Raw genomic sequence first — 26883 nt, forward strand, 5'->3', positions numbered from 1 at the left:
CGTCCTCCCCGATTTCTAAAAGCGATCAGACCGTGGTGGGCCTGTCGATAGGTTTGGCCATGTCGACCAGTATCCACCCTGGCCGATAGGGATTGGGCCGGCGACCCGTTTCACGGTAGCCATAGGCGGCGTAGAGCGCGATGTTCAGTTCCATCTTGGCGTTGGTGTAGAGCCGCACCTCCGGCAAACCCCACAGACGCGCCTGTTCATCCGCGTGATTGAGCAGTGCTATGCCGAGTTTTTGGCCCTGAAAAGCAGGGGAGACGGCGACGCTGAAGATCATGGCGTGGTCTTCGTGTCGTTCAAGGACAATAAGCCCGGCGGGATCATTGCCGCTCTCAAGTAGCCAGACCTCGCCGCGCTCGATACGCGGCGCATAATCCTCGGTAACGGGGATCGGTGGCGCGTCGAGTATGGCGTTGTGGGGAGCATAGGCCGCTTGCGTCAGCGCCACGATCGCGGCGAGATCTTCTGGGCCAGCGAGCCTCATGATTGATCCATTCCGGCAGCGGCCGCTATCACCTTTTCCACGGCAATTGCGGCGACGGCATTACGGCTGGCGTCACGGAGATCGTGGCGTTCGGCGATCCAATGGGCGTCATTGTAGGAAAGCCAGACCTTGCCATGCTCGTCCTCCCAGGCCAGCGCCTTCACCGGCAGGTCGATGCCGGCAAGCTGTTGGTCCTGCATCAGCGGTGTGCCGCCCTTCGGGTTGCCGAAAATCAGAAGCTCCGTCGGCCGCAGCGCGGTGCCGACATCGCGCGCGCCGGCCCGGTGATCGATGCGCGCGAATACAAGCAGTCCCGCGCGCTTGACCACCTCAGCCAGGCGGTCGATGGTTTCGGTCACGCCAAAGCGGCTCTGGACCGTGATGAGACCATCCTCTGTCATCACTCCGCCGCTTCGCGCTTGCCTCCAGGGCGCCGCTCCAGAAGCTCCTTGAGGAACTGGCCGGTGTAGCTGCGCTTCTCGCGCACGATGGCTTCCGGAGTGCCGGAGGCGACCAGTTCGCCGCCGCCATCACCGCCTTCGGGCCCGAGGTCGAGCACCCAGTCGGCGGTTTTTATCACTTCGAGATTGTGCTCGATGACGACCACGGTGTTGCCCTGGTCGACCAGTTCGTGCAGCACTTCCAACAATTTGGCGACGTCGTGGAAGTGCAGGCCGGTGGTCGGCTCATCGAGGATGTAGAGCGTCTTGCCGGTTGCCTTGCGCGACAGTTCCTTGGCCAGCTTGATGCGCTGCGCCTCGCCGCCGGACAGCGTCGTCGCCTGCTGGCCGATGTGGATGTAGCCCAGCCCGACCTGCTTCAGCGTCTCCAGCTTGTCGCGCACGCCAGGCACGGCGGCGAAGAAGTCGACGCCTTCCTCGACCGTCATGTCGAGCACGTCGGCGATCGACTTGCCCTTGAACAGGACGTCGAGCGTCTCTCTGTTGTAGCGCTTGCCGTGGCAGACGTCGCAGGTGACGTAGACGTCGGGCAAAAAATGCATCTCGATCTTGATGACGCCGTCGCCCTGGCAGGCCTCGCAGCGGCCGCCCTTGACGTTGAAGGAGAAACGGCCCGGCTGATAGCCGCGCGCCTTCGCTTCGGGAAGACCCGCGAACCAGTCACGGATCGGCGTGAAGGCGCCGGTGTAGGTGGCGGGGTTCGAACGCGGGGTCCGCCCAATCGGCGACTGGTCGATGTCGATGACCTTGTCGAGGAATTCCAGCCCCTCGATGCGGTCGTGCTCGGCCGGATGCTCGCGCGAGCCCATGATACGACGCGAGGCCGCCTTGAACAGCGTCTCGATCAGGAAGGTCGACTTGCCGCCACCCGACACGCCGGTGACGGCGGTGAAGGTGCCGAGCGGGATCTCGGCGGTGACGTTCTTCAGATTGTTGCCGCGCGCGCCGACGATCTTCAGCCGCCGGTTCTTCTTGGCTTCGCGGCGCACGCCAGGCGTTGCCACTTCAAGTGCGCCCGACAGATATTTGCCGGTGATCGAATTGGGATTGGCCATCACCTGCTGCGGCGTGCCCTGGGCGATGATCTCGCCGCCATGGATGCCAGCGGCGGGGCCCATATCGACGACATAGTCGGCATGCAGGATGGCGTCCTCGTCATGCTCGACGACGATCACCGTGTTGCCGATGTCGCGCAGATGCTTGAGCGTGTCGAGCAGGCGCGTGTTGTCGCGCTGGTGCAGGCCGATCGACGGCTCGTCCAGCACATAGAGCACGCCGGTCAGCCCAGAGCCGATCTGCGAGGCCAGCCGGATGCGTTGGCTTTCGCCGCCCGACAGCGTGCCGGAATTGCGCGACAAAGTGAGATAATCGAGCCCGACATCGTTGAGGAAGCGCAGGCGTTCGCGGATTTCCTTCAAGACGCGGACAGCGATCTCGTTCTGCTTGTCGTTGAGCTGCGCCGGCAGGTCGGTGAACCACTTGTCGGCGTTGCGGATCGACTGTTCCGTGACCTCGCCAATATGCTTGCCCGCAATCTTCACCGCCAACGCTTCCGGCTTCAGCCGGTAGCCCTTGCAGACCGGGCAGGGCGTCGCCGACATGAAGCGCTCGATTTCTTCGCGCATCCAGGCCGATTCGGTCTCTTTCCAACGCCGCTCGAGATTGGGGATGACGCCTTCGAAGGTCTTAGTGGTCTTGTAGGAGCGCAGGCCGTCATCATACTGGAAGGTGATCTCTCGCTCGCCGGTGCCGCGCAGGATCGCCTCCTGCGCTTGCGCGGAAAGATCCTTGAACTTGTCGCCGAGCTTGAAGTCGTACGCCTTGCCCAACGCCTCGAGCGTCTGCGAGTAATAGGGCGAGGTCGATTTCGCCCATGGGCTGACGGCGCCGTCGCGCAGCGACACGTTCTCGTCGGGCACCACGAGGTTGGGGTCGATGGCGCGCTGGCTGCCGAGACCGTCACAGGTCGGGCAAGCGCCGAACGGGTTGTTGAAGGAGAACAGCCTGGGCTCGATTTCCGGAATGGTGAAGCCGGACACCGGGCAAGCGAACTTTTCCGAGAACAGGATGCGCTCATGCGTCTCGTTCTTCGACTTGTTGACCGAATCCTCGCCAGTCTGGCTGGCGTCGAGCGGCTTGTCGGCGAACTCGGCCACCGCCAGCCCTTCGGCCAGCTTCAGCGCCGTCTCGATGGAGTCGGCGAGACGCGTGGCAAGGTCGCCGCGCACGACGATGCGGTCGACGACAACGTCGATGTCGTGCTTGTATTTCTTGTCCAGCGCTGGAACGTCGGCGATTTCATAGAAGACGCCGTCGACCTTGACGCGCTGGAACCCTTTCTTCTGCAACTCCAGCAGTTCCTTGCGGTACTCGCCCTTGCGGCCGCGCACGATGGGCGCCAGCAGGAACAGGCGCGTGCCTTCCTCGACCGCCAGTACCCGGTCGACCATCTGGCTGACCGTCTGGCTCTCGATCGGCAGGCCGGTGGCCGGCGAATAGGGCACGCCGACACGGGCAAACAGAAGCCGCATATAGTCGTAGATTTCGGTGACGGTGCCGACCGTCGAGCGCGGGTTCTTCGACGTGGTCTTCTGCTCGATGGAAATGGCCGGCGACAGGCCGTCGATCTGGTCGACGTCGGGCTTCTGCATCATTTCGAGGAATTGCCGTGCATAGGCCGAGAGGCTCTCGACATAGCGGCGCTGGCCTTCGGCATAGATGGTGTCGAAGGCCAGCGACGATTTGCCGGAGCCCGACAGGCCGGTCATGACGATCAGGCTGTCACGCGGCAGGTCGAGATCGACGTTCTTCAGATTGTGTTCGCGCGCCCCGCGAATGGAAAGGAATTTATGGTCGGCCATCGCCGGTCGCCGCCTCAGATCTGGAATTCGTGGGATTGGCGGGTTTTCCCAGCCATCCCCTATGTAGGTCTTTTTGCCGCCACGTCGAGAGACGCCACAACTCCCGACAGAAGTCGTTTAACCGTCTTTCGCGCGAAGGGGCAAGCGGAAAGAACAAAGGCCGAACATGCTCCTGACAAAACTGTGCGGAAACTGACCTGGACGTAACCTCCCGGTGATCACATTTTTCCGTAACCGGCTATTGATGGTTGACGCGGCCAACTCACGGGAGCAGTCTTCGCAAGTCAGCGAAGCCGGCCGTCTTTCGATGGCCTCGCCGCCCCAAGGCGGCCTGCGAGACGCCGCAGGCATTTGCGATTTGCGCTTCGCCACGACGATGTCGCAATGGACACAGGAGCGGAGCATGACGCCACCGGATAGTCCCCCAGGGCTTCAGTTATCACTGGAGCCGCGGCAGGCATAAGTGCCAGAGGCAGGCGTTTGCGCCACCCGACAAACCGTGACCTGCCGTATCTCTCAAAATCAGAGACTATTGGTCGGATCGTCGGCTGAATGCCGCGAAGCATCCGAAATCAAACGCCGGCAGTACACTCCCGGCAAGCATGGATTAAAAATCCAAAAAAAGCCCCGTCCGCTTGCCCAAGGCACGGCGGGGCTGTTTTTTTGGGCGAGGCTTGAGTTCGCAGGCCCCGACCCCTGCCTATCTGGGCGGCTTGATCCCGCCAACTCCGACATCGACCGTGATGCTGCCGGAAATCCTGACATCCGTATTGCCGATCTTGAACTGCCCGTTGCCGCTGCTGGGGAACGCGTCGTCGGGTTCGGGCACCGGGGCCGGCTTGGCGATGCGATAGTCGCCGGTTACGCCGGGCAGGGCGCTTTTTTGCGCTGACGATGAAGCGTCGTCGGCAAGTGCCGAACTGGACGCAAGGCCGACGATGGCGAGCACCATGGCGCCGGTGACACGGTGCGATGTTCTGGATCGATGAGTGTCGGTCATCCCCCTTTTATAGGGACCTGCCGCCACCGGAACCAGACCGATATCGTCAAATCTTCGACACCTAGCAGGATTTGATCTGGACTCTGCCTCACGCCGCTTTCTTACGGGTGTCGAAAACATGGTCGACAATGCCCCATGCCTGGGCCTCGCGGGCCGTCATGAAATGGTCGCGGTCGAGCGTGCGTTCGACCTCTTCATAGCTGCGGCCACAATGCTGGGCGTAGAGTTCGGTCATATGGCGTTTGGTCTGGCCGATGCGTTCGGCGTGCCGCTGGATGTCGGAAGCCTGGCCCTGGAAACCGCCCAGCGGCTGATGCAGCAGGATGGTGGCGTTCGGCAGCGCGATGCGGCGCCCGGCCGTGCCTGCCATCAGCAGGAACGATCCCATCGATGCGGCAAAGCCCATGCACACGGTCGAGACCGGGCAGCTGATATATTGCATCGTGTCGTAGATGGCGAAGCCGCTGGTCACCATGCCACCAGGCGAGTTGATGTAGAGCGAGATCTCCTTCTCGGGATTGTCCGATTCCAGCGACAAAAGTTGCGCGCAGACCAGCGCCGAGACGTCGTCGTTGATCTCGCCGTTGATGAAGACGATGCGCTCGCGCAGCAGTCGCGAAAAAATGTCGAAGGCACGTTCGCCGCGGCTCGATTGTTCGATCACCATCGGCACAAGGCTGGCAACACCACTCATTTCTCTTCTCCGATTTTCCGTGTTCAGGCCGCGCGCGGCAGCAGAAGGCGTGGTGTGTTCGCGGCGATAGGCGTTCTGGCCCCGCGCAGCGAAAGCCGGCAGCCGGCCCCCGCCATCGCAACAGCGGGCATCGCCTTGCGGGCAAAGCCGTCATGGACGATGCGCAGATGCGTGCCGCCGGAAACGGTACGGGCGAGTGTGAAGGTGACGGTGCTGTCGAGCGGGTGCGCCGCATCGTCGGACTGCTCCCGCCAGGAATAGCGCAGCAGGCGCTCGGGCTCCGCGTCGAGGATCTCGCATTCGATCGGCGCCTCAGGCCCGGCGAAGGCAAAGCGGCTGCCGGTCCGCGGCCTGATGTCGTTCGGCATCATCCAGGCGGCGAGCAATTCCGGCACGGTCAGCGCCCGCCAAACCTTTTCCGGCGGCTCGGCAAGGTCGTATTCGAATTCGAGCGCATCTGGAGCGAGCTCGAGGTGATTTGCGTCTTTCATTGATCCACCGTTTTTCATTGGTCCATGTCCTTCAAAACGGCCTTCAGTCTTTCGATGCGTTCCGGCCAGAACGTCCGATAGCGTTCAATCCAGGAGAGCAGCGGAGCAAGTCCCCGCGGATCGGCGCGATAATAGGCGTTGCGGCCGGCCCGCCGCTCGACCACCAGGCCAGCGCCGCGCAACACCGCCAGATGCTGGGACACGGCCGGCTGCGACACCGTGAGGCCGCTGCGCAGTTCCGACACGCTCATCTCGCTCGCCGCGAGACGCTCGAAGACGGCGCGGCGCGTCGGGTCGGCCAGGGCGCGGAAAATCTCTGCTTCGATCATGACAAAAACATAAGTCGATACTTATCAATTTGGCAAGCGCTGTTTTGAGACCCATATGTTTCGTTCGGGCATTGCTGCCATTCCTTGACAATCAGCGGCGGTGCATATAGGAACGAAAAGGGAACAAAAACCTTGTGGGAAAAGCCAGCCTTGGCAGGCGGCCGACGTCGGTAGCCTGTAAGGTGCAGCGACAAAAATTTGGTTTCGGATGAGCGCGGAGAAGTGTCATGGCGGGTAGCGTCAATAAGGTCATTCTGGTCGGCAATCTCGGCGCGGACCCTGAAATCCGTCGCCTGAATTCGGGCGAGCCGGTCGTCAACATCCGCATCGCCACCTCGGAAAGCTGGCGCGACAAGAATTCCGGCGAGCGCAAGGAAAAGACCGAGTGGCACAATGTCGTCATCTTCAATGAGGGCATTGCCAAGGTGGCCGAGCAATATCTGAAGAAGGGCATGAAGGTTTATGTCGAGGGCCAGTTGCAGACGCGCAAATGGCAGGACCAGACCGGTGCCGACAAATACACGACCGAAGTCGTGCTGCAGAAATTCCGTGGCGAACTGCAGATGCTCGACGCGCGCGGCCAGGGTGAGGGTGGTCAGGTCGGCGGCTACAGCGGTGGCGGCAGCAGCCGTGGTTCCGATTTCGGCCAGTCGAGCCCGAACGAAGGTTTTAGCCGTGGCGGCGGTGGCGGTTCCAAAGGGGGCGGTGGCGGTGGCTCGTCGCGCGAGCTGGACGACGAGATCCCGTTCTGATCGGAAGCCATACCAAACGGCGAATGCTTGTTGCTTGAGATGCCCCGAGGGTCCTGCACGGACTTTCGGGGTTTTGCATTGTTGATTTTGAGCCGACAGTCGGCGCGATCGACGACTGAAAGGACGGAGCGATGAAGGCACGGGTCAAATGGGTCGAGGAGCGCACCTTTGTCGGCGAATCCGGCAGCGGCCACAAGGTCGTGCTGGGCACGGCGTCCAGTCCGGAAGGCAAGACGCCGGGACCGAGCCCGATGGAGCTGGTGCTGATCGGCACCGGCGGCTGCTGGGCCTATGATGTCGTCCATATCCTCGAAAAAGGCCGCGAGGCGGTCGAGGACTGCGTAGTCGAACTTGACGCCGACCGGGCCGAGACCGACCCGAAAGTGTTTACCCGCATCGATATGCATTTCATCGTCAAGGGCCGTGCGCTGTCGCGCGACAAGGTCAAGCGCGCGATCGATCTTTCGATCGACAAATATTGCTCGGCTTCCGCCATGATGGCCAAGACGGCCACGCTTACGCATGATTTCGAGATCGTCGATACAGCGGCGAAGTAGGTTGAGCGGTATACCGCTCAACCGGTCATCAGCGCCTTGATGCCATCTGCCACGAACTGCACGGCCAGGGCCGCCAGGATGACGCCGAGCAGGCGGGTCAGGATCGAGCGGCCGGTCTGGCCGAGGATGCGGTCGATGCGTTCCGACAGCACGAACACCAGATAGGTTATGACGAGGCAGACGAAAATGATGCCGACCAGGGCCGCCTGCGCGGCAAAGCCCTGAAACGAGCCGGAGAGCAGCACCGTCGCTGAAATCGCGCCAGGCCCGGCGATCAGTGGGATCGCCAGCGGGAAGGCGGCGATGTTGTGGATCATGTCCTTGGTGATGGCGACGTCGCCGATCTTCTCCTTACGGTCCTGCCGGCGCTCGAAGACCATTTCGAAGGCGATGAAGAACAGCAGGAACCCGCCGGCGACGCGGAACGCCGGCAGGGTGATGCCGAACACCGACAGGATAGAGGCGCCGGCCAGCGCAAACAGCGCCATCACCAGAAAACCGATGATCGAGGCGCGGACGGAAACTTGGCTGCGCTCCTCGCGATTCATGCCGCGTGTGACGGCCAGGAACAGAGGCGTCAGGCCGGGCGGATCGATGGTCACGAGAATGGTGACGAAGGCATTGAACAGGCTGTCGAAACTCGGCATCGCTGACCCTCCCACCGGGCCGGGCCCGTACCCGCATTGGTAGAGCAAAGCCCGGTCGGTGGGAACTGTCGGAGGGGCGTAGACTTCGATGCGGTATGGCGCGCGTCGAAACGGATTCAGGCGACGCGCTTTGTCCGGTGGGCTAAATGTTCATAGGTGATTTGCCAAGGGTCGCTCTCGGAAGGTCTTTCCTCGCCGATCCAATGGAAGCTGTTGGCAGTGATCCCGGTGAAACGCCATCGAGTTTGTAGACCGCGCGAGTCATCGCCGATCTGGACAATGTCCTTACCCTCGGCCCGCCCGATCTGGCGCGAGTAATCTTGGTTGAGCGGATCATTCCAGATGATGTGCCAGCCACCGATCCCAGGATCGAAGATGCGCAAAGTCGTGCCATACATAGTGGGCCGCGCAGGGCGCCTGGGCCTGATCCAGATGTCCTGAATCGCGCGGCCTTCGAGCACCCAGCCGAAATGGCATTCTCCGGTCCATTTCTGGATTGTGCCGTCGTCAAGGTGGCGGACCGTGTCCATTTCCCAGCTTCCGATCAGCCATCCATAGAGGTCCATGTCTTTCGCTCGGTCGGCTGTGGGAGCTTCGGATACGAGAGCAGTGAGAAACGAAGAAAATGCCATAGTCACGAGGCCCTTTCGCATCTGGCACATTGGGTGTCGCGGAACCGATCGAGACATGATGAGACATGTTTTCCTCCATTCTTACAATGTATTACAGCCTCATCTTGTCGCCGTCCGCCGTGCCAGGAACTCGACTTCCAGCCGCCATGTCGCACCCTTGTCGTGCGAGCGCTCGCCAAGCCATCGGAAGGAATTCTTCGTGATCCGCGAAAAGCTCCAGCGCACCGATGACCCGGTGCCGTCGGCGCCCACTTGTACGATGGTGTCGCCCTCGGCGCGGCCGAGCTGGCGGCTGTAATACTGGTTGCGCGGGTCGCTCCAGAAAATGTGCCAAGAGTCCTCCGTGGGATCATAGAGGCGCAATGTCGTGCCGTAGAACGTCCATTTGCCGAGCGACGGCGAGGGGCCGGCTTCGCGCGCCGGCAGGATCCAGACATCCTGGATCGCCCGGCCTTCCAGCACCCAGCCGAAATGCACCTCGCCGCGTCCGGTCAGCACCGTGCCGTCCTCGAGATGGCGCGAGGCGTCAAACGTCCAGGTACCGACGAAGCGGCCGTAAAGGTTCAGTTTTTCGGCAAGCCCTTCCATCGGTCCGGGACTGTGCAAGGCTTCGGCAAATGAGGATTGGTCGAACATGGCAGCGGCCTCTTCTTGTCAGGAGACCGCCAAGAATAAGTGCTGGCAGGGTTCTGGGCTTGGGAAAAATTGCTATATTTCGGCCATGACGGCGACCGCGGATACCCTTGCATCCGGACCCGGTTGGCACGTGGCGGATGTAATCTGCACGGCCAGCGCCGGCGATCGGCCATTCGAGGAAGCGCATCGGGATTTCTGCGTTGCGGCCGTCACCAGCGGCTCGTTCCGCTACCGCGCGCAGCAAGGCACGGCAGTGCTCGCGCCAGGCAGCCTCCTGCTCGGCAATTCCGGCACATGCTACGAATGCGGGCACGAGCATGGCAATGGCGACCGTTGCCTCTCCTTCCATTTCGGGTCGGCCTATATGGACCGGATCGTGGCCGACGTGCCGGGCGCCAGGACGCTCAGCTTCGCGGCGCCACGCCTGCCGCCGTTACAGGCCTTGGCGCCGCTGCTGGCCGAGGCGGAAGCCGCGCGCGACATGGCCGACACGGACGCATTCGAGGAACTCGCCCTGCGCGTCGCGGGTGCCGCCGTAGCAACGCTCTCCGGCGACACGCATGCCGGGTGCAATCCAAGCCGCCGCGACCAGAAAAGGGTTGCCGAGGCGGTGCGGCGGATCGAACTGGATGCCGACGGGCTGATCTCGCTTCCGGCGTTAGCGGATGAGACCGCGACCAGTCCCTATCATTTCCTGCGCATCTTCCGGCAGGTCGCCGGCATGACGCCCTATCAGTACCTGCTCAGGACCCGGTTGCATCGCGCGGCGGTGCGATTGCGCACGTCCAACGATGCCATCTCGGCAATTGCTTTCGAGGCCGGCTTCAACGATCTGTCGACGTTCAATCGCCGGTTTCGGCGCGTCATGGGCGAGACGCCGGGCCGCTATCGCGCCAGGCGCGCGGGCCGCGGCTGAAAAATCGCGTCACACCCGCGGCATCAGTCCATGATCGGCCCGCATGGCGAGGCCGCCGGCAAACAGTGGCGTGATCGTCGAATCCGCGCCCGCCGAAAGGTGGCGATTGGCGCCGAACAGGGCAAACGCCACCGAACCGGCGACAAAGACGAAAAAGCCGAGCTCGGGAGCAAAACCGCCGAGCCTGGCTGTCGCCATCTTTTCGGGAATAGCGGTCGCGGCCAGTGTCACGCCCGCGATCAGATCACCATTGATATCCCGGGCCTGCCAGCCGCTCAGCGCCCGGAAAGGCAGCCATAGGCTCCAATTCATGGTGATCGCGGCTTTTTGCTTGGGGAGTTGGTCCATTGCCGGCTTTTGCCTTGGTGGCGGCGAAAAGCATAATGGCCATATTGTCGCAATTAGCGGTATCCTTTTGAAATTACCACCGAAAATGACACTGGAAAAGTGCCGTGAACGTTGGAGTTTCGGCCGTGCTTCCTATATAAGCGGGCAGTGATTCCTGATTAGATTGTGATACGATTTGACCGACCAAAAGACACCGCGCGGCGCCGACGGCGGGCCTACCGGCATCGAACCCATCTCCATCATCGAGGAGATGCAGAGTTCTTATCTCTCTTACGCCATGAGCGTGATCGTCAGCCGTGCGTTGCCCGATGTGCGCGATGGCCTGAAGCCGGTGCACCGCCGCATTCTCTATGCTGCGCATGAGAGCGGCTACCACTGGAACCGCAAATATGTGAAATCGGCGCGTCCGGTAGCCGACGTGATGGGTAAATACCATCCGCATGGCGATGCCTCGATCTATGACGCCTTGGTGCGCATGGCGCAGGATTGGTCGCTGCGCGTGCCGCTGATCGACGGGCAAGGCAATTTCGGCTCGATCGATGGCGATCCGCCGGCGGCGATGCGCTATACCGAATCGCGCCTGACCAAGGTCGCGCACGAGCTTCTGGAGGATATCGACAAGGACACCGTCGATTTCCAGGACACTTATGATGCTTCGGACACCGAGCCGAAGGTTCTGCCGGCGCGCTTTCCCAATCTGCTGGTCAACGGCTCGGGCGGTATTGCCGTCGGCATGGCCACCAACATCCCACCGCACAATCTCGGTGAAGTCTGCAATGCCGCCATTGCCGTGATCGACAATCCGGCGATCGACCTGCCGGCGCTGATGGAGATCATTCCAGGCCCCGATTTCCCGACCGGCGGCATCGTGCTTGGCCGCTCCGGCATCTATAGCGCCTATTCCACCGGCCGCGGCTCCATCGTCATGCGCGGCAAGGTCAACATCGAACAGCGCGGCAACGACCGCGAATCGATCATCATCACCGAGGTTCCCTACCAGGTGAACAAGGCCTCGATGATCGAGAAGATGGCCGAACTGGTGCGCGACAAGCGCGTCGAGGGCATTTCGGACATCCGCGACGAAAGCGACCGTCAGGGTTATCGCGTCGTCATCGAGCTCAAGCGCGATGCCGTTGCCGACGTTGTCCTCAACCAGCTCTACCGGTTCACGCCGCTGCAGACGTCCTTCGGCGCCAACATGGTGGCGCTAAACGGCGGCAAGCCGGAGCTGCTGAACCTGACCGACATGCTGACGGCCTTCGTCACCTTCCGCGAGGAGGTGATCAGCCGGCGGACAAAGTTCCTGCTCCGCAAGGCGCGCGACCGCGCCCATGTGCTGGTTGGTCTGGCCATCGCCGTTGCCAACATCGATGAAGTGATCAAGCTTATACGTACCGCGCCGGATCCGCAGACGGCGCGCGAGCAGTTGATGGAGCGGCGCTGGCCTTCAGGTGACGTTGAATCGCTGATCCTTCTGATCGACGATCCGCGCCACCGCATCAACGAGGACGGCACCTACAATCTGTCCGAGGAACAGGCGCGCGCCATCCTCGAACTGCGCCTGCAGCGCCTGACCGCGCTCGGCCGCGACGAAATCGCCGATGAGTTGAACACGATCGGCGACGAGATCAAGGACTACCTCGACATCCTGTCGTCTCGCGCGCGTATCCAGCAGATCGTCAAGGACGAACTCGCCGCCGTGCGCGACGAGTTCGGCACGCCACGCCGCACCGAGCTCACCGACGGCGGCGCGGACATGGAAGACGAGGACCTGATCCAGCGCGAGGACATGGTCGTGACGGTGAGCCATTCCGGCTACATCAAGCGCGTGCCCCTTTCGCTGTACCGGGCGCAGCGCCGCGGTGGCAAGGGCCGCTCCGGCATGTCGACCAAGGAAGAGGATTTCGTCACCCGGCTGTTCGTCGCCAACACCCACACGCCGGTACTGTTCTTCTCCTCGCGCGGCATCGTCTACAAGGAAAAGGTCTGGCGCCTGCCGATCGGCAACCCTCAATCACGCGGCAAGGCACTGATCAATATGCTGCCGCTGGAGCAGGGCGAGCGCATCACCACGATCATGCCGTTGCCCGAGGACGAGACGAGCTGGGGCGAACTCGACGTGATGTTCGCCACCACGCGCGGCACCGTGCGCCGCAACAAACTGTCCGACTTCGTACAGGTCAACCGCAACGGCAAGATCGCCATGAAGCTGGAGGAGGAGGGCGACGAAATCCTCGGCGTCGAGACCTGCACCGACAATGACGACGTGCTTCTGACGGCGAATTCGGGTCAGTGCATTCGCTTCTCGGTCGGCGACGTGCGCGTCTTCCAGAGCCGGAACTCCGTCGGCGTGCGCGGTATAACCATGGCCGGGACCGACCGCATCATCTCCATGTCGGTGATAGAGCATGTCGATGCTTCACCGGCGGAACGCGCCGCTTACCTCAAGCGGGCGGCGTCGGAGCGACGGCTTGCCGCCGAGACGGCTGGAGAGGAAGAAGAGATCGCGCTCACCAATGAGGAGATCGGCGAGGAGACCGAGCTTCCAGACGATCGCTACGAATTCCTCAAGGCGCACGAGCAGTACGTGCTGACGGTGACCGAATATGGTTACGGCAAGCGTTCGTCGTCCTACGATTTCCGGCTGACCGGTCGTGGCGGCAAGGGCATCCGCGCCACCGACGTCTCGAAAACAGCCGAAATCGGCCAGTTGGTGGCAACCTTCCCGGTCGGCAACGACGATCAGATCATGCTGGTATCGGACGGCGGCACCGTCATTCGGGTGCCAGTCAACGGCATCCGTTTCGCCAGCCGCGCCACCAAGGGCGTGACCATCTTCAACACGGCTGAAGGTGAAAAGGTGGTTTCGGTCGAGCGGATTTCGGAGCCGCAATCGGACGAGGAAACGGAAGAGGCCGTCGAGGGTGGCGCGGAGTCGGATACGGCGACTGATAGCGGTCCGGATAGCGCCGAATAGTCCCTGGAGCCGGCTTGACTTACGCCGGCCGATGGCCGGCGTGGCAGCAAGTCGGGACTGACTTAGTAGTGACGATACGGCTTGCGCGAGCCAAAGCCTTCGAAGCGCTTGGTGGTTGCCTTGACGCGGATGCGCTGTGCCTCCTGGTGCAGCCCGAATACTGTGGCGATCAGCATGGCGACGGTCATCGCGGTGGCGAGCATGTAGATCAGCATGTGCGTGTTCTCCTGCGCCTTACAAACGGATATATGGGACTTTGGTTTCATCTTATTAAGGGTGGAACCTAGTGAACGCTGCGTGAAGGCTGCGTGAAGGCTGCGTGATCAGCGTATTCATCTGTCGTTCATGTGTCGGAAAAGGTTCACGGGCCACCTGCCAATCGGATTTGCCTTTGTGAGAGAGGCTCGCTAGAAGCTCCCGCATGACCGAACGCATCGCCCTTTATGCAGGCTCCTTCGACCCGCTGACCAACGGCCATCTCGATGTGCTGAAAGCGTCGCTGGCGGTTGCCGACATCGTTTATGCCGCGATCGGTATTCATCCGGGCAAGAAGCCGCTGTTTTCCTTCGAAGAGCGGGTGCGGTTGATCGAAGCCGCCACGAAAGCCGAATTCGGTCGCGACGGCGCCCGCATCAAAGTGGTCGCTTTCGATGGGCTGGTGATCGATGCCGCCAGAAGAGAAGGCGCCTCGATCATGATCCGCGGTCTGCGCGACGGCACCGATCTCGACTACGAGATGCAGATGGCCGGCATGAACGAAACCATGGCGCCTGAGTTGCAGACGGTTTTCCTGCCCGCCAGCCCATCGGTGCGCACCATTACCGCCACACTTGTGCGCCAGATAGCCTCGATGGGTGGCGACATCCGTCCCTTCGTGCCGGCGGCCGTGGCCGGTGCGCTCACCGCGAAATTCGCGAAATAAGCCCGGAGAAAATCCCCATGCAGCTCAAAAGGCTCGCCTCATTCTTTGTTGTGCTCGCCGGTCTCTTGACCGCGTCCGTTTCCGCCTATGCCGCCGATCCGGAAAACACCATGATCATCACCCTGAAAGATGGCGACGTGACTGTCGCCCTGCGCCCCGACCTGGCGCCCAAGCATGTCGCACAGATCAAGAAGCTGGTGCGCGATCATGCCTATGACAATGTCGCTTTTCATCGTGTCATCGACGGCTTCATGGCGCAGACCGGCGACGTCAAGTTCGGCAACATGAATAAGGGTTTCAATGCCCAGGCCGTCGGCACCGGCGGCTCGGACCTGCCCGACCTGCCGGCCGAATTCTCGCAGACCGAGCATTACAAGCGTGGCGTGGTCGGCATGGCCCGTTCGCAGGATCCGAATTCCGCCAATTCGCAGTTCTTCATCATGTTCGCACCGGCACCGCCGCTCGATGGCCAGTACACAATCGTCGGCAATGTCGTCAGCGGCATGGAGCTGGTGGACAAGATCAAGAAGGGCGACGAGGCGGACAATGGCACGGTCACCGATCCCGACCGCATGATCAAAGTGCGCATCGCCGCCGACAAATAATTCAATTTTTCAAAAGGATATCTGACATGGCCGAGATCAAGGACCGCGAGAACGCGCTCATCATGGAAACGACCAAGGGCAAGGTCGTCATCGAACTGTTTCCTGATTTGGCCCCCGGCCATGTCGCCCGCATCAAGGAACTGGCCCGCGAAGGCGCCTATGACGGCGTCGTCTTCCATCGCGTCATCGAAGGCTTCATGGCGCAGACCGGCGACGTCAAGTTCGGCAATTCGAGCAAGCCTTCGTTTGCGCCATCGCGCGCCGGCATGGGCGGCTCTGAAAAGCCTGACCTGAAGGCTGAATTCTCCAACGCGAACCACGGCCGCGGCACCTGCTCAATGGCCCGTTCGCAGAACCCGAATTCGGCCAACTCGCAGTTCTTCATCTGCTTCGACGATGCCGCGTTCCTCAACCGCCAGTACACGGTCTGGGGCCAGGTCATCGAAGGCATGGACAATGTCGACAAGATCAAGCGCGGCGAGCCGGTGCAGGATCCCGACAAGATCGTGTCGCTGAAGGTCGCGGCCGACGTCAAGTAAGGCGAAACGACAATGATGGGCGTCGTCTGGTCGCTTCTCGGCATCCTGTCCGGCGCCTTCATTGCCATTCAGGCGCCGATCAACTCGCAGCTTGCGCGCGGCTTGGGTCTCCCGGTCGCGGCCGCCGCGTTTTCGTTCCTGTCGGGTGCGATCGTACTCGGCATCATCTCCGTCACGGTGGTGAAGCTGCAAGAGATTTCGCTCGACTGGAAGGCGCCGGCACCCTGGTTGTTCGTCGCCGGCGGCATGCTCGGCGGCTTCTACGTCACGCTTTCAACTATCCTGACGCCGCGCATTGGTGCGGCCGCCCTGATGGCGTTCCTGGTGGCCGGTCAGTTGATCGCCGGTATGCTCATCGACCGCGTCGGCTTCCTTGGCGTCGCTGTGCGCGAAATCTCGCTCGGCCGGATCACCGGCGCCGTGCTTCTGCTGGCCGGAGCGCTGCTCGTTCGGCTGTACTGATGCGCGTCGACCTCTTTGATTTCGACTTGCCGGAGGAGCGCATCGCGCTTCGCCCGGCGGAGCCGCGCGACAGCGCCAAAATGCTCGTCATCGAGCCGGGCAAGGGGCTGGAGGACCGCACGGTTGGCGATCTGCCGTCCTTGCTCCGCACCGGCGATGTGCTGGTCTTCAACGACACCAAGGTCATTCCAGCGCAGCTGAAAGGGATCAGGCGGCGCGGCGAGGCGGTGGCGCAGGTCGAGGCCACGCTGCACATGCGCATGGCTCCAGACCGTTGGCTGGCGTTCATGCGGCCGGGAAAGCGCATCGCCGCCGGCGACCGCATCCATTTTGGCCATGACGGCAATTCCTGTTTCCTCGGCCAGCTCGATGCCACGGTGATCGAAAAGGGCGAGGGCGGCGAAGCGCTGCTCGGCTTTGATCTATCCGGTCCCTTCCTCGACGAGGCGCTGCACGCGGTCGGCCACATTCCGCTGCCGCCCTACATCGCCTCGAAGCGCGATGACGACGAGCGCGACCGTTCCGACTACCAGACCATCTATGCCCGGGAAGAAGGTGCCGTTGCCGCGCCCACCGCTGGCCTGCATTTCACGCCGGAGCTTTTTGCGGCGCTGGACGCCAAGGGCATCGAGCGCCGCTTCGTCACCTTACATGTGGGCGCCGGTACGTTCCTTCCTGTGAAGGCGGACGACACCGCCGACCACAAGATGCATGCCGAGATCGGCTCGGTCAGCCCGGCGACCGCCGAGGCGCTCAACGCCACGAAGGCAAGGGGCGGGCGCATCATTGCCGTGGGTACGACTTCGCTGCGCCTGCTCGAGAGCGCGGCGCGTGAAGACGGCACGCTGGCGCCGTGGTCAGGCCCGACCGACATCTTCATCACGCCCGGCTACCACTTTCGCACCGCCGACATGCTGATGACCAATTTCCATCTGCCGCGCTCGACGCTGTTCATGCTGGTTTCGGCCTTCAGCGGCCTCGACACGATGCGTGCCGCCTATGCGCATGCCATAACGAACCGCTACAGGTTCTACTCCTATGGCGACGCAAGCCTGCTTTACCGAGCGGAGATGAGCGATGGACGATGATCTGCAAACCCTCGATCGCGAAAGCCTGATCGCGGAAGTGAAAAAGCTGCGCGCCGGCATTCGCGCACACCGCGACACCACAGGCCACGATCTGTGCTGGCATCACCCCGATCTGTGGGACCTGCTGCCTGAGAAGACCGAGCCGTCGATCGCTGTGCCCCCCTGGCCCAAATTCATGCGCGGCTGCATCCGATATCGCCAATCGCTCGACAGGCAGGCGCCGGATGCGCCGGTCCACGACAAGGAATTCAATGGCTGAGACGTTCACCTTCAAGGTGCTGGCGACCGATGGCAAGGCGCGGCGCGGCTTGATCGACATGCCGCGCGGCGAAATCCGCACACCGGCCTTCATGCCGGTCGGCACCGGTGGCACGGTCAAGGCCATGTACATGGACCAGGTGCGCGGCGTCGGCGCCGACATCATCCTTGGCAACACCTATCACCTGATGCTGCGGCCCGGGGCCGAGCGCGTGGCGCGGCTCGGCGGTCTGCACGAATTCGCCCGCTGGCCGCACCCGATCCTGACCGACAGCGGCGGATTCCAGGTGATGTCGCTGTCGAAGCTGAGGAAGCTGACGGAAAAGGGCGTCACCTTCCGTTCGCACATCGATGGCGCGGCTTATGAGATGTCACCAGAGCGCTCGATAGAAATCCAGGGGCTGCTCGATTCCGACATCCAGATGCAGCTCGACGAATGCACGGCGCTGCCCGCCGAGATGAAAGAGATCGAGCGCGCCATGGAATTGTCGCTGCGCTGGGCGGATCGCTGCAAGACGGCGTTCGGCGACCAGCCGGGCAAGGCGATGTTCGGCATCGTGCAGGGTGGCGACAACGCGGCGCTCAGGGTGCGCTCGGCGCAGGCGCTGAGCGCGATGAACCTGAAGGGTTATGCCGTCGGCGGCCTGGCTGTCGGCGAGCCGCAAGCAGTGATGCTCGACATGCTCGACATCACGTGCCCGGAACTGCCTGACGACAAGCCGCGCTACCTCATGGGCGTGGGAACGCCGGACGATATCCTGAAATCGGTGGCGCGTGGCATCGACATGTTCGACTGCGTGATGCCGACGAGGGCCGGCCGGCATGGTCTTGCCTATACCAGGCGCGGCAAGGTCAATCTGCGCAATGCCCGCCACGCCGACGATCCGCGCCCGCTCGACGACGAGAGCGATTGCCCCGCGGCGCGCGACTATTCGCGCGCCTATCTGCACCATCTGGTGCGCTCTCAGGAGGCGCTCGGAGCGATGCTGCTGACCTGGAACAACCTTTCCTACTACCAGAAGCTGATGCAGGACATCCGGGCCGCGATCGAGGCGGGCAGCTTCGAGGCACGCGGCGCCGAGATCAGCGAAGGCTGGGCGAGAGGCGACATCCCGGCGTTGTAACGCCCCGGCGCTGCAGCGTTCAGGTGCTCAGCGAGTTCGAAGCACGCAGGCTGCAGCCGGTGATCTGGAACGTGCCGTCGGGCTGTTGCTGCAGCGTGTAGACCGCCTCGTAGTCCTTGCCGTCGGGGCCGACGATCAGCACGTGCTGGACGATCGAACCCGGGCCGGTCTCCTCGAACTTGCCGAAGGAATAGGACTGCGGCTTGCGCACCGGTGGGTAGCCGTTGGTCACCATGTTCATGAAGGCCTCGACGGTCGGGAAGACCTGCTTCACGTTCGGGGCGGCGAAGCTGTAGGCCTTGGCGCCGTCATTGGCGATGAGGGCCTTCAATTGACCGTCGATGACGGCCTGACCAGCCTTGATCTCGGCGTCGCCGGCAAACGCCTGGGAAGCCAGCATGAGCGAAACGAACGCGAATGCAAAAATGGCGCGACGCATGGCCTGTCTCCACCGTTCCCGAAACGCCGCCTGCAGAAAAGCTGTTGCGGGAGGCATCCTAACATACGGGTGACGGCGCTTCACGGTTTCAGCGGGCGGCAATATTCGTCCCGCCGCGGCGAATTCCTACGCGTAAGTTTCCTCTAAGGCGGTGCGCTCATGGTGGACCCTGAGGGAGAGAGCATGCTGCGCGAGGCCGCGGCCAAGGTAGGCGCCGGCTAAGTGCGCATTCCAACGCTTGAAAGGCCGGCTCCAGTCTGCCAGAAGGGCCGCTGGACTTGGAAGTTTAGCGAGACGAAGCCATGAAGGCGTTTTTCGTGCAGATCAAATGCGAGCTGGGCAAATCCTATGAGGTTGCCAGCGCGCTTGCCGACGCCGAGATCGCCTCGGAAATCTACTCCACTGCCGGCAACTACGATCTGCTCGCCAAATTCTATGTCGACGATGAGGAAGATGTCGGTCATTTCGTCAACGAGAAGGTGCAGATTCTTCCCGGCATCAAGGACACGTTCACCGTCGTCACCTTCCGCGCCTTCTAGCAGCGCGGGGCATTTGCCCGGGCATGAGGCAGAGCCTGATCAAGCTCATATTTCAGCTGCCTCAATTTTAGGCAGCCGCAACATACTGATCGTCAGGATCTCCCAAATCACCGATTGCGCTTGATTTTCTCCAACGACGCCAGTGAAATGGCGTCACAGGGGAGTATACGATTGGCAGCGTTCGATGAAATGCTTCCGGAGGTTTCCGGACTTAGACCACCGTATTCGGCTTACGATCGCTGGCTGAAGGAGCAGGATCCAGCCAGACTTACCGAAAAGATGCAGGACGCCGAACGCGTCTTCCGCAAGACCGGCATCACGTTTGCCGTTTATGGCGAGCAGGAAGCATCCGAGCGGCTGATCCCGTTCGATATCGTTCCCCGCATCATTTCAGGCAATGAGTGGCGTCGCCTGACGCAAGGCATCGAGCAGCGCGTACAGGCGCTGAACGCCTTCCTCGACGACATCTACCATCGCCAGGAAATCCTTCGCGCCGGCCGCGTTCCCAGGGACCTGATCGCCAGGAACGAGGCATTCCTGCCGGAAATGATCGGCGTGCGGCCGCCGGCCGGGGTCTATACCCACATTATCGGCGTCGACATCGTGCGTATCAGCGAGGACGAGTTCTATGTGCTGGAGGACAATGCGCGCACGCCGTCCGGTGTCTCCTACATGCTGGAGAACCGCGAAACGATGATGCAACTGTTCCCCGAGCTGTTCCAGAAGATCAAGGTGCGGCCGGTGGAGAATTACCCGCAGCTTCTGCGGCAGTCGCTGGCAGCGGTGCGGCCGCAGAACACCAAGGGTGCGCCGACCATCGCGGTGCTGACGCCCGGCAGTTTCAATTCCGCCTATTTCGAACACGCCTTCCTTGCCGACCAGATGGGTGTGCAGCTGGTGGAGGGGCAGGATCTGCGCGTCGTCGATGGACATGTCGCGATGCGCACGACCGAAGGCTACAAGCAGATCGACGTTCTTTACCGCCGCGTGGATGATTCTTTCCTGGACCCGCTGACCTTCAGGCCGGATTCAGCTCTCGGCATACCCGGCATCATGGATGTATACCGCGCCGGTAACATCACCATCGCCAACGCACCGGGAACCGGCATCGCCGACGACAAGGCGATCTATTCCTATATGCCCGAGATCGTCGAATTCTACACCGGCCGCAAGGCAATCCTCGGCAACATCCCGACCTGGCGCTGTTCGGAGCCGGACAGCCTGAAATATGTGCTCGAGCATATCCACGAGCTGGTGATCAAGGAAGTGCATGGTTCGGGTGGCTACGGCATGCTGGTCGGACCGGCCGCGACCAAGAAGGAATGTCAGGATTTTGCCAAGAAGCTGCAAGCCAAACCGTCTAATTACATCGCCCAGCCGACGCTCGCGCTCTCGACCTGTCCGATCCTGACTGAAAAGGGCCTGGCGCCGCGCCACGTCGATCTCAGGCCCTATGTGCTGGTGTCCGATCGCATCCAGATCGTGCCCGGTGGGCTGACGCGCGTTGCGCTGAAGGAAGGCTCGCTGGTGGTGAATTCCTCTCAGGGCGGCGGGACAAAAGACACTTGGGTGCTGGATGATTAATGAGCGAATAGGGAGTAGCGAATAGCGAGTAGGGGTAGAGAAAAGGGGGACGAGACGACGATAAATTCTTACAGAGACCTGATTGTTTGGAAAGCGGCCGTTGACTTGGCGGTAGATTGCTATTCGGCAACGAAGGCCTTTCCAAACAGTGAAGTCTTACGAAATGACCTCACAAATGCGCCGGTCGTCCGTATTGATTGCCGCGAATATCGCCGAAGGACATGGGCGAGAAAATACCGGCTCATTCATTCAGTTTCTACGTATCGCGCAGGGATCCCTGAAAGAATTGGAAACGGACCTAATCGTGTCAGGAGGTTTGATGGTCGAAGTCGAGGTTGCGCGTCTGCTCAAACAAGCCGAGGAGATCGGGAAGATGCTGCATTCTATGATCAGGAGCCTGCAGCAAAGAACATGAAGCTAATTTTCCTCTATTCGCTATTCGCTACTCGCTATTCGCTCATCGGAGCACATTGACATGCTTCTCGGCCGTACCGCGAACGGACTTTATTGGATGAACCGCTATATCGAGCGGGCCGAAAACATGGCGCGGCTGGTCGACGCCGGGCTGCGTATGGCGCTCACTCGCACCCAGAGCGCGTCGGAGGAGTGGAATTCGGTGCTGCTCAGCGCCGGCTCCGATGTCGCCTTCAAGCAGAAATACCCGGACTATACGGCCGCCAATGTCTCCGACTTCCTTTTGCGCGACACGTCGAACCCATCGAGCACGATGTCGTCGATCGAGACTGCCCGCAACAATGCCCGCATGGTGCGCACCGCGCTGACGCGCGAGACGTGGGAGAGCATCAACGAAGCCTGGATGGCGCTGAAACGGATGCTGGCGAGGCCAATCGACGAGCGCGACCTGCCCACCGTGCTCGACGCGATCAAGCGCGAGACCGCGCTGATCCGCGGCTCGTTCTACGGCACCATGCTGCGCAACGAGATTTTCGACTTCTCGCAGCTCGGCACCTATGTCGAGCGCGCCGACAACACCGCCCGTATCCTCGACGTGAAATACTACGTGCTTTTGCCGTCGATCTCCTGGGTCGGCTCGACGCTCGACAACTATCAGTGGGAATCGATCCTGCGCTCGGTGTCGGCGCATCGCTCCTACCGCTGGGTCTATGACGCCGACTACAAGCCGACCAACATCGCGGACTACCTGATCCTCAATGTCCGCATGCCGCGATCGCTGACCTTCTGCTACCGTTTCCTGGCAGAGCATCTGAAATTTCTCTCCGACGACTATGGCGAGCCCCATGCGTGTCACGCAACGGCGGAAAAGACGCAGGCGATGCTGAGGGCAGGGTCGATCAAGGATATATTCGACGCCGGCCTGCACGAGTTCCTGGCCGGATTCATCCGCGACAACACCAGGCTCGGCGACGAGATCGCGCAAAACTACAGGTTTTATTGAAACATGATCCCGAACCGAAGGACCGCGTCAGCGAAAGGTGGGTACCGGCTTTCGCTAGGGATCATGCACTCGAACGGAAGATGGCGATGCGGCTGAAAATCACGCACCGGACAGAATACCGCTATGACGCACCGGTGCAGTATTTGCTCCAGAGGCTACGGCTGCTTCCCATGAGCGGGCCGACCCAGACCGTGCTGTCTTGGGCGCTGAAGGTCGAGGGCGCGCGCGAGGAAGTGCGATTTACCGACCACTACGGCAATGATAGCAGGCTGTTGAGCGTCGAGGGTGATCACGACTTCATCACAGTCGAAGCGTTGGGCGAGGTGGTGACGCGCGATACATCAGGTGTCAGCGGGCCGCATCAAGGCTTCGCGCCACTCTGGTTGTTCGCGCAGGAGACCGCTTTGACCACCATAGGCGGCGGCATCCGTGATCTTGCCGAGGCGCTCGGCAAGGGCACCGACCTTGACAGGCTGCACCGGCTGATGGCCGCCATCGGCGAGCGCGTCGCCTACACGCCGGGAACCACCAATGCGACGACTCCGGCCGAAGAGGCCTTGATGCTGAAGACCGGGGTTTGCCAGGATCATAGCCACATCTTTGCCGCCGCCGCACGCGCCATGGGATTTCCGGCCCGCTATGTTAGCGGCTATCTGATGATGGATGCGGCGGTGGAGCAGGCGGCGAGCCACGCGTGGGCCGAAGCCCATGTCGCGGGCCTCGGCTGGGTTGCCTTCGATCCCGCCAATGGTATTTCTCCCGACGAACGCTATGTGAAGGTGGCCACCGGCCGCGATTACCGTGACGCTTCGCCGGTGTCGGGAATTCGACTGGGACAGGCGGAAGAACTGCTTGCGGTCACCGTCACGGTGGAGCAGTAATCCCCCAGGGATTACTGCCTCAAGAGATTCCATGACCTATTGCGTCGGCCTCAAGATCGATCGCGGGCTCGTGTTCATGTCGGACACGCGCACCAATGCCGGGATGGATTCTATCTCGACCTTCAAGAAGATGCACGTCTGGGAGCAGCCGGGCGAGCGCGTCATCGTTTTGATGTCGGCCGGCAATCTGGCGACGACGCAGGCCGTGGTCAGCCTGCTCGACGAACGCACCAAGGCGGTGACCGACCGCCACGAGAAGCTGCTCGAAACGCCATCCATGTACCAGACGGTGCGGCTGGTCGGCGACACGGTCAAGGAAGTGATCGCGCAATCGTCACCAGCGGGCGAGAAAGCCGATTCCTATTTCAATGCCTCCTTCATCCTCGGTGGGCAGATCAAGGGCAGCCCGCCGCGCCTGTTCATGATCTATCCCGAAGGCAATTTCATCGAATCGACTGACGACACGCCGTTCTTTCAGATCGGGGAAACCAAATACGGCAAGCCGATCATCATCCGCGCTTACGAAAAGACGATGAGCCTCGCCGAGACGGTGAAACTGCTGCTGGTGTCGTTCGATTCGACGCTGAAGTCGAACCTGTCGGTCGGCTTGCCGCTCGACCTGCTTTTCCTGGAACAGGGCGCCTTTCAGGTAGGTCTGAAAAAGCGGATCGCCCAGGACGATCAGTATTACCGCACGATCTCCGACGGATGGTCGAATGCCCTGAAGACGGCGTTCGCCAGCCTGCCGGATTTTCCTGGCTAGTCCGCATATCGCAAAAGCCGGCGCGTCATCGGCGGCGAAAGATCATGTCGGGAGGACAAGATGAACAATGATGATTTCCGGCAATGGTCGCAACGTGCCGCTGATTGGGCCGCCGACTATCGCAACAATCTGCGTGAGCGGCCGGTGCGGCCGCTGGTCGAGCCGGGCGACATTTTCAGGAGCATCGAGGCGTCGCCGCCCGAAGACGCGGAGCCGATGGACAGGATTTTCGCCGACTTCGAAGAGAAGATCGTGCCGGGGATGACGCATTGGCAGCACCCGCGCTTCTTCGCCTATTTTCCGGCCAACGCGGCGCCCGTCTCGGTGGTGGCTGAATACCTGGTGTCGGCGATGGCCGCGCAATGCATGCTTTGGCAGACGTCGCCGGCGGCGACCGAGCTTGAAACGCGGACCGTCGACTGGATGCGCCAGGCGCTCGGCCTGCCGGAGGGTTTCTCCGGCGTCATCCAGGATTCGGCCTCGTCGGCGACACTCAACGCGGTGTTGACCATGCGCGAGCGGGCGCTGGACTGGCAAGGCAACAAAAAAGGATTGGCCGGGCAGGGGCGGTTGCGCATCTATTCCTCCGACCAGGTGCACACTTCGATCGATCGGGCGATCTGGGTGTCAGGCATAGGCGAGGACAATCTCGTGCGCATTCCGGTCGCCGGCGGTTTTCGCGCCATGGAAGCGGCCGCACTCGAAGCGGCAATCGTCGCCGACCGCGAGGCCGGCATGCTGCCCGCCGGTATCATCGCCAGCGTCGGCGGCACCAGCACCGGCGGCACGGACGATATTGCAGCGGTTGCGGAGATTGCCAGGCGGCACGGGCTCTACCTGCATGTCGATGCCGCCTGGGCCGGGTCGGCGATGATCTGTCCGGAATTTCGCCAGGGCCGGCGCCGAGCTGGCTGATTCCATCGTCTTCAACCCGCACAAATGGCTGGGCGCGCAATTCGATTGCTCGATGCAGTTCATCCGCCAGCCGGAAGACCTGGTTCGCACGCTGGCCATCAAGCCCGAATTCCTCAAGACGCATGGCCGGGACGGCGTCATCAACTACTCCGAATGGTCGGTGCCGCTTGGTCGGCGCTTCCGGGCGCTGAAGCTTTGGTTTCTGCTGCGCGCCCATGGACTGGAAAATCTGCGAACCATGATCCGCAACCATGTCGCCTGGAGCGAAGGCCTTGCGCTGCGTCTGGCAAGGGAGGCGGATTTCGATATCGTCAGCGAGCCGATGCTGTCGCTGTTTTCGTTCCGGCACAAGGCTGCATCGGGCGCCGATGCCGACGAGCACAATCTGCGGCTCGTCAATGCGATCAACGACGATGGCCGCATCTACCTGACGCAGACGAGGGTCGATGGGAGGGTGGCGATCCGCTTCCAGGTCGGTCAGTTCGATGCCACGGCAGAGGACGTCGACGCCGCTTTCACCGTCATCACCGAAATAGCGCGTGCCATGGCCTGAAAAGGCCGGGTCGAGGTCGCGCCGAGGTTCACCCGTACAATCACCGGATTTCGTTAGCCGGCTTGCGCCTTTTCATCGGTTTCGTTTTCGATTATAAGCAAGAAAAACGAAAACGGGAGGTCGCCCATGTATCTATCGCCACGCCATGCCGAAATCATCCAGATGGCCAAGGATCATGGTCGCGTGCTGGTCGATGATCTGGCCACGCATTTCAACGTGACGCCGCAGACCATACGCAAGGACCTCAACGATTTGTGCGACCAGCGGTTGCTTTCGCGCATCCATGGCGGCGCCTTGTTCCCGTCTGGTATCGAGAACATGGAGTATGAAGCCAGGCGCAAGATCGCGGCCGACGAGAAGGAAGCGATCGGCCGCGCGGCGGCCAGGTTGATCCCCGACAACGCCTCGCTGTTCATCAACATCGGCACCACGACGGAGGCGGTCAGCAAGGCGCTGCTCGATCACGACGGCCTGATGGTCATCACTAATAACATCAATGTTGCCAATAGGATGCGCATATACCCTTCGATCGAGGTGGTGATTGCGGGCGGGGTGGTGCGCGGCTCGGACGGGGGTGTCGTCGGCGAGGCGGCGGTCGATTTCATCAGGCAGTTCAAGGTCGATTATGCTGTCATCGGCGCCTCGGCCATCGATCATGATGGCGCCTTGCTCGATTTCGATTTTCGCGAGGTGAAGGTCGCGCAAGCGATTATCGCCAATGCCAGGCATGTCATCCTCGTGTCCGACCAGACCAAATTCGAACGCACGGCACCTGTGCGCATCGGTCACCTGTCGCAGGTCAACACCTTCATCACCGATCGCTGCGATATCGCTTCGGTACGCAAGATCTGCCAGGAGGCCGAGGTTCAGCTGATCGAGACATCGCTTGGCTGAGATGATTCACGGTCTTCTCGCAGGTGTGTGATATTTCGTTTGACATTCGTTATGAGTTCGAAATAATTCCGCAACGGTTTCGCAAAAGACCCAAAATGGTGCAATGCGA

At 61.6% G+C, this 26883-nt stretch carries 29 protein-coding genes and 3 pseudogenes; 19 read left to right on the forward strand and 13 right to left on the reverse strand.

The genetic code is table 11. From position 1 onward, the window contains the following. Positions 1 to 25 precede the first annotated feature (25 nt). The 7 genes from M653_RS0120055 to M653_RS0120085 all read right to left on the reverse strand — a co-directional run bounded on the left by M653_RS0120055 (position 26) and on the right by M653_RS0120085 (position 6326). Positions 26 to 490 carry a GNAT family N-acetyltransferase gene (locus M653_RS0120055; RefSeq protein WP_027144938.1) on the reverse strand — a complete coding sequence of 155 codons (465 nt, stop codon included), beginning with the start codon at positions 488 to 490 and terminating at the stop codon, positions 26 to 28. Continuing rightward, the gene (locus M653_RS0120060) at positions 487 to 891 is read right to left on the reverse strand and encodes a DUF302 domain-containing protein (RefSeq protein ID WP_032935669.1); all 405 of its coding nucleotides are present in this window, start codon (positions 889 to 891) and stop codon (positions 487 to 489) included. The genes M653_RS0120055 and M653_RS0120060 overlap by 4 nt, the downstream gene beginning before the upstream one ends. Continuing rightward, entirely contained in the window at positions 891 to 3812 is a 2922-nt protein-coding gene (uvrA, locus tag M653_RS0120065; RefSeq protein ID WP_027144940.1) for an excinuclease ABC subunit UvrA, read from the reverse strand. The genes M653_RS0120060 and uvrA overlap by 1 nt, the downstream gene beginning before the upstream one ends. Before the next feature lie 700 nt (positions 3813 to 4512). Next, positions 4513 to 4812 (reverse strand): hypothetical protein, encoded by a 300-nt coding sequence (locus tag M653_RS0120070; protein WP_032935671.1) that lies wholly within the window; start codon positions 4810 to 4812, stop codon positions 4513 to 4515. An 88-nt stretch (positions 4813 to 4900) separates the two neighbouring features. After that, positions 4901 to 5506: an ATP-dependent Clp protease proteolytic subunit gene (locus tag M653_RS0120075; RefSeq protein WP_027144942.1), complete on the reverse strand. Its 606-nt coding sequence runs from the start codon at positions 5504 to 5506 to the stop codon at positions 4901 to 4903. 23 nt (positions 5507 to 5529) lie between these two features. After that, positions 5530 to 5997: an SRPBCC domain-containing protein gene (locus M653_RS0120080; protein ID WP_032935673.1), complete on the reverse strand. Its 468-nt coding sequence runs from the start codon at positions 5995 to 5997 to the stop codon at positions 5530 to 5532. A gap of 14 nt (positions 5998 to 6011) precedes the next feature. Continuing rightward, positions 6012 to 6326 carry a metalloregulator ArsR/SmtB family transcription factor gene (locus M653_RS0120085; protein ID WP_027144944.1) on the reverse strand — a complete coding sequence of 105 codons (315 nt, stop codon included), beginning with the start codon at positions 6324 to 6326 and terminating at the stop codon, positions 6012 to 6014. Between the two features lie 227 nt (positions 6327 to 6553). Between M653_RS0120085 and M653_RS0120090 the strand changes: the two genes are divergently transcribed. Beyond that, positions 6554 to 7078 (forward strand): single-stranded DNA-binding protein, encoded by a 525-nt coding sequence (locus tag M653_RS0120090; RefSeq protein WP_027144945.1) that lies wholly within the window; start codon positions 6554 to 6556, stop codon positions 7076 to 7078. A gap of 131 nt (positions 7079 to 7209) precedes the next feature. Next, entirely contained in the window at positions 7210 to 7635 is a 426-nt protein-coding gene (locus tag M653_RS0120095; RefSeq protein ID WP_027144946.1) for an OsmC family protein, read from the forward strand. Positions 7636 to 7652: 17 nt separating this feature from the next. Here the strand turns inward: M653_RS0120095 and M653_RS0120100 are convergent, their stop codons facing one another. The 3 genes from M653_RS0120100 to M653_RS0120110 all read right to left on the reverse strand — a co-directional run bounded on the left by M653_RS0120100 (position 7653) and on the right by M653_RS0120110 (position 9550). Then, positions 7653 to 8282, reverse strand: coding sequence for a MarC family protein (locus M653_RS0120100; RefSeq protein WP_027144947.1), 630 nt, complete (start codon positions 8280 to 8282; stop codon positions 7653 to 7655). 116 nt (positions 8283 to 8398) lie between these two features. Beyond that, complete coding sequence (locus M653_RS0120105) at positions 8399 to 8848, reverse strand: hypothetical protein (RefSeq protein WP_156938231.1); 450 nt, start codon at positions 8846 to 8848, stop codon at positions 8399 to 8401. A 165-nt stretch (positions 8849 to 9013) separates the two neighbouring features. Next, positions 9014 to 9550 carry a hypothetical protein gene (locus tag M653_RS0120110; RefSeq protein ID WP_027144949.1) on the reverse strand — a complete coding sequence of 179 codons (537 nt, stop codon included), beginning with the start codon at positions 9548 to 9550 and terminating at the stop codon, positions 9014 to 9016. An 85-nt stretch (positions 9551 to 9635) separates the two neighbouring features. Between M653_RS0120110 and M653_RS0120115 the strand changes: the two genes are divergently transcribed. Continuing rightward, positions 9636 to 10466 (forward strand): AraC family transcriptional regulator, encoded by an 831-nt coding sequence (locus tag M653_RS0120115; protein WP_027144950.1) that lies wholly within the window; start codon positions 9636 to 9638, stop codon positions 10464 to 10466. Positions 10467 to 10508: 42 nt separating this feature from the next. Here M653_RS0120115 and M653_RS0120120 read toward each other — a convergent pair. Further along, a pseudogene (locus tag M653_RS0120120) lies at positions 10509 to 10857 on the reverse strand (SulP family inorganic anion transporter); the annotation flags it as partial. A gap of 132 nt (positions 10858 to 10989) precedes the next feature. Between M653_RS0120120 and gyrA the strand changes: the two are divergent. Further along, positions 10990 to 13791, forward strand: coding sequence for a DNA gyrase subunit A (gyrA, locus tag M653_RS0120125; protein ID WP_027144952.1), 2802 nt, complete (start codon positions 10990 to 10992; stop codon positions 13789 to 13791). A 62-nt stretch (positions 13792 to 13853) separates the two neighbouring features. Here gyrA and M653_RS1000000135845 read toward each other — a convergent pair whose 3' ends face one another. Continuing rightward, positions 13854 to 14006, reverse strand: a complete 153-nt coding sequence (locus tag M653_RS1000000135845; RefSeq protein WP_084636784.1) for a hypothetical protein — start codon at positions 14004 to 14006, stop codon at positions 13854 to 13856. 206 nt (positions 14007 to 14212) lie between these two features. On the opposite strand from M653_RS1000000135845, the gene coaD reads away from it, so the two are divergent. From coaD to tgt, 7 genes are read left to right on the forward strand one after another with little or no spacing between them, the layout of a single operon-like run. Then, complete coding sequence (coaD, locus tag M653_RS0120135) at positions 14213 to 14713, forward strand: pantetheine-phosphate adenylyltransferase (protein ID WP_027144953.1); 501 nt, start codon at positions 14213 to 14215, stop codon at positions 14711 to 14713. A gap of 17 nt (positions 14714 to 14730) precedes the next feature. Continuing rightward, entirely contained in the window at positions 14731 to 15318 is a 588-nt protein-coding gene (locus M653_RS0120140) for a peptidylprolyl isomerase (protein ID WP_027144954.1), read from the forward strand. 26 nt (positions 15319 to 15344) lie between these two features. Next, the gene (locus M653_RS0120145; protein WP_015317720.1) at positions 15345 to 15857 is read left to right on the forward strand and encodes a peptidylprolyl isomerase; all 513 of its coding nucleotides are present in this window, start codon (positions 15345 to 15347) and stop codon (positions 15855 to 15857) included. A 12-nt stretch (positions 15858 to 15869) separates the two neighbouring features. After that, positions 15870 to 16319 (forward strand): DMT family transporter, encoded by a 450-nt coding sequence (locus tag M653_RS0120150; RefSeq protein WP_027144955.1) that lies wholly within the window; start codon positions 15870 to 15872, stop codon positions 16317 to 16319. After that, positions 16319 to 17407: a tRNA preQ1(34) S-adenosylmethionine ribosyltransferase-isomerase QueA gene (gene queA / locus M653_RS0120155; RefSeq protein ID WP_027144956.1), complete on the forward strand. Its 1089-nt coding sequence runs from the start codon at positions 16319 to 16321 to the stop codon at positions 17405 to 17407. The genes M653_RS0120150 and queA overlap by 1 nt, the downstream gene beginning before the upstream one ends. Further along, entirely contained in the window at positions 17397 to 17666 is a 270-nt protein-coding gene (locus M653_RS0120160; RefSeq protein WP_027144957.1) for a hypothetical protein, read from the forward strand. Before queA ends, M653_RS0120160 begins: the two co-directional genes overlap by 11 nt. Beyond that, positions 17659 to 18789 carry a tRNA guanosine(34) transglycosylase Tgt gene (gene tgt, locus M653_RS0120165; RefSeq protein WP_027144958.1) on the forward strand — a complete coding sequence of 377 codons (1131 nt, stop codon included), beginning with the start codon at positions 17659 to 17661 and terminating at the stop codon, positions 18787 to 18789. Before M653_RS0120160 ends, tgt begins: the two co-directional genes overlap by 8 nt. A gap of 19 nt (positions 18790 to 18808) precedes the next feature. Here tgt and M653_RS0120170 read toward each other — a convergent pair whose 3' ends face one another. Continuing rightward, complete coding sequence (locus tag M653_RS0120170) at positions 18809 to 19228, reverse strand: DUF4864 domain-containing protein (protein ID WP_027144959.1); 420 nt, start codon at positions 19226 to 19228, stop codon at positions 18809 to 18811. A 302-nt stretch (positions 19229 to 19530) separates the two neighbouring features. On the opposite strand from M653_RS0120170, the gene M653_RS0120175 reads away from it, so the two are divergent. From M653_RS0120175 to M653_RS0120210, 8 genes and pseudogenes are all read left to right on the forward strand, one after another. After that, complete coding sequence (locus M653_RS0120175; protein ID WP_010909609.1) at positions 19531 to 19767, forward strand: Lrp/AsnC family transcriptional regulator; 237 nt, start codon at positions 19531 to 19533, stop codon at positions 19765 to 19767. A gap of 171 nt (positions 19768 to 19938) precedes the next feature. After that, entirely contained in the window at positions 19939 to 21351 is a 1413-nt protein-coding gene (locus M653_RS0120180; RefSeq protein WP_027144960.1) for a circularly permuted type 2 ATP-grasp protein, read from the forward strand. Between the two features lie 105 nt (positions 21352 to 21456). Beyond that, positions 21457 to 21766: pseudogene (locus tag M653_RS1000000134595) on the forward strand (four helix bundle protein). 60 nt (positions 21767 to 21826) lie between these two features. Beyond that, a complete protein-coding gene (locus M653_RS0120190) occupies positions 21827 to 22768 on the forward strand; it encodes an alpha-E domain-containing protein (protein ID WP_027144961.1) in 942 nt (313 codons plus the stop codon). A gap of 86 nt (positions 22769 to 22854) precedes the next feature. Continuing rightward, positions 22855 to 23649 carry a transglutaminase family protein gene (locus tag M653_RS0120195; protein WP_027144962.1) on the forward strand — a complete coding sequence of 265 codons (795 nt, stop codon included), beginning with the start codon at positions 22855 to 22857 and terminating at the stop codon, positions 23647 to 23649. Between the two features lie 31 nt (positions 23650 to 23680). Beyond that, on the forward strand, positions 23681 to 24412 hold the full coding sequence (locus M653_RS0120200; protein ID WP_027144963.1) for a peptidase: 732 nt from the start codon (positions 23681 to 23683) through the stop codon (positions 24410 to 24412). 60 nt (positions 24413 to 24472) lie between these two features. Beyond that, positions 24473 to 25880 (forward strand): annotated as a pseudogene (locus M653_RS1000000134600) (aspartate aminotransferase family protein). Between the two features lie 126 nt (positions 25881 to 26006). Next, positions 26007 to 26774 carry a DeoR/GlpR family DNA-binding transcription regulator gene (locus M653_RS0120210; RefSeq protein WP_027144964.1) on the forward strand — a complete coding sequence of 256 codons (768 nt, stop codon included), beginning with the start codon at positions 26007 to 26009 and terminating at the stop codon, positions 26772 to 26774. The last annotated feature ends 109 nt before the right edge of the window (positions 26775 to 26883 follow it).

The organism is Mesorhizobium sp. WSM3626, assembly GCF_000513935.1.
GTDB classification, from domain to species: Bacteria; Pseudomonadota; Alphaproteobacteria; order Rhizobiales; family Rhizobiaceae; genus Mesorhizobium; species Mesorhizobium salmacidum.